Here is a 2,253-nt window from a genome sequence, read left to right as displayed (position 1 = left end):
ATACTTGACCGTGACGATGATCGTCAGCGCCCAGACGATCAGCGACAGCACGCCGAGTACGTCATTGCGGGCAACCGAACTCGAAGACGCGTGCAGCGCCTCGCGAAAGGCGTAGATCGGGCTCGTGCCGATGTCGCCATAGACGACGCCCAGCGCGCCAAGCATGAGCACCTTAGTGCTGTGCTGCCGCTCGGTTTCGGCATGGCCCGAGCGTTCGAGGGATTCCGTTTCGCTGGCGTTGGCTAGCACCATGAACCCCACTTTACCGAATTCGTCACGCTCCGAGGCCACCGCGACGCGCGCGACACACCAAGACTGCCGAAACTACCCAAAGTCCCCTACCATCCGCAGGCCTTCAAGAACCGCCCGACCGTGCCGTCCATGCCATACTCCAGCGCATCGGCTGTCAACCCATGTCCGATCGATACTTCGGCCAATGCCGGGATGCGTTTGGCCAATGGCGGTAAGTTCTCCACGGTCAGATCGTGTCCGGCATTGACGCCGAGCCCGGCCTTGAATGCGGCGTCGGCGGTTTTTCCCAGCCTTTCCAGTTCTTTCGCCGCTTTTGCCGAATCGGAATGGAAACCTCCATAGGGACCGGTATAGAGCTCGATGCGATCGGCGCCGGTATCGCGTGCCGCATTCACGCCCGCAGGGTCCGCGTCGGAAAACAGCGACACCCTGAATCCGCTTTTCTTCAACCGCTTGACGATCGGAGTGAGGAACGCCGCTTGGGCGACGAAGTTCCAGCCATGGTCGGAGGTTGCCTGCGCCGGGTCGTCCGGCACCAGCGTCACCTGCTCGGGCTGGTTCTTTTCGACCAGTGCCAGGAAATCCTCCGTCGGATAGCCCTCGATGTTGAACTCCGCCGTTGGGAATTCGTCGTCGATCAGCGCCCTGATCTCCGGCAGGTCGGAATGCCTTGTGTGCCGCTCGTCGGGCCTGGGATGCACCGTCAACCCATGCGCGCCGGCGGCAAGGGCAATGCGGCCAAGTCCGATGACGCTCGGCCACGGCAGGTCGCGGCGGTTGCGCAGCATGGCGACGGCGTTGAGATTGACCGAAAGCTTGGCGGGCATGAGCTGGGGTCCAGTGGATCGGCGGGCATCTATAGCGCCTTTGACGGGAACAGATAGGGGGTTTCGCGTGTTCCAGGGGACAGTTGGAGGCTAAAGTGAGGATTTGCAGTGAATTTCCTTGAAGCCGTGCCGGCTATTCGCCGCATCGAGACCAACCGCGACGCGCTTTTCGCCATCGACGTCGTCGGCGATGTCTCGCCGGCCGATGCGGAAAACCTGTTCGGCCTGCTGGAAGCCGCCTACGCGCTGCATCCGAGGATCGACGTGCTGATCAGGCTGACCGACGAGGAAAGCGTCGACTGGGCCAATATCAAGCAGGACACGCTTCGACAGGGCGTGGCCGACGCGATGGAACATGTCGTGCGCTGCGCCGTCATAGGCGAGCCGAGTTGGGCCTCCCTCGTCGCCGGCGTGTTCCCCAAAACGCTGCCTTTCGAAGTCAGGCGCTTCGATGTCGACGATGAGGAAGCCGCCTGGCAGTGGCTTGGCGCAAGGCCGACCTGATGGCCAAAAACCTCAGCGAACGATTGTCAACCGCTCGGCGGCGCGGGTGATCGCCGTATAGAGCCAGCGCTGGCGGGTCTCCTTGAAGGCCCAGCTCTCGTCGAACAGCACGACGTCGTTCCACTGCGAGCCCTGCGCCTTGTGCACGGTCAGCGCATAGCCATAGTCGAAATCGTCGAAACGCTTCTTCTGCTGCCACGGGATTTCCGCGTCGGGATCCTCGAACGCCGCCTTGAGCAGCTTGATCTTGGCGACGCCGCGGTCGGGATCGTCCTCCTCCGGCGAAACCAGAAGGTTGATGCCGGGCTTCACCGTCTCGCGCGAGGAGGTCATCACCTTCCACAGCGAGCCGTTGAGCAGCCCCTTGGCCGGATCGTTGCGCAGGCAGACCAGCTTGTCGCCGGCTTGCGGGAAATCGGCGTTGAACCCCTTCAGCTCGCGCAGCCTTTGATTGTAGCGACGGCGCGTGCGGTTGGTGCCGACCAGCACCTGGTCCGCCTTGAGCACGAGGTCCTGGTTGACCGCTTCCCTGCCGATCACCTGCGCCGTGCCGTAGTCGCCATGCATGAATTCCCGGCCCTCGCGCACGTCGAGCGCCAGCCGGATGATCGGGTTGTCGCGCGCCTGGCGGTGGATTTCGGTCAAGAGCACATCCGGTTCATGCTCAGTG

Annotated in this window: 4 protein-coding genes; 1 reads left to right on the top strand and 3 read right to left on the bottom strand. The window is 62.9% G+C overall.

Annotation, left to right across the window (positions count from 1 at the left end; translation table 11 throughout):
* Both EOA24_RS34910 and EOA24_RS34905 read right to left on the bottom strand, forming a co-directional pair.
* Positions 1-252 (bottom strand): KUP/HAK/KT family potassium transporter (locus EOA24_RS34910; RefSeq protein ID WP_189354494.1); only part of this gene is annotated, 252 nt, incomplete at its 3' end.
* 86 nt (positions 253-338) lie between these two features.
* Entirely contained in the window at positions 339-1,079 is a 741-nt protein-coding gene (locus tag EOA24_RS34905) for a pyridoxine 5'-phosphate synthase (protein WP_126082071.1), read from the bottom strand.
* Between the two features lie 108 nt (positions 1,080-1,187).
* Here EOA24_RS34905 and EOA24_RS34900 point away from each other — a divergent pair, with 108 nt between their 5' ends.
* The gene (locus EOA24_RS34900) at positions 1,188-1,583 is read left to right on the top strand and encodes an STAS/SEC14 domain-containing protein (protein ID WP_126082070.1); all 396 of its coding nucleotides are present in this window, start codon (positions 1,188-1,190) and stop codon (positions 1,581-1,583) included.
* 12 nt (positions 1,584-1,595) lie between these two features.
* Here EOA24_RS34900 and EOA24_RS34895 read toward each other — a convergent pair.
* Positions 1,596-2,253 (bottom strand): ATP-dependent RecD-like DNA helicase (locus EOA24_RS34895; protein WP_189354492.1); only part of this gene is annotated, 658 nt, incomplete at its 5' end.

Origin of the sequence: Mesorhizobium sp. M2A.F.Ca.ET.039.01.1.1, assembly GCF_003998035.1 — a bacterium.
GTDB lineage: Bacteria > Pseudomonadota > Alphaproteobacteria > Rhizobiales > Rhizobiaceae > Mesorhizobium.
This window is presented reverse-complemented; position numbering and strand designations above follow the sequence as displayed.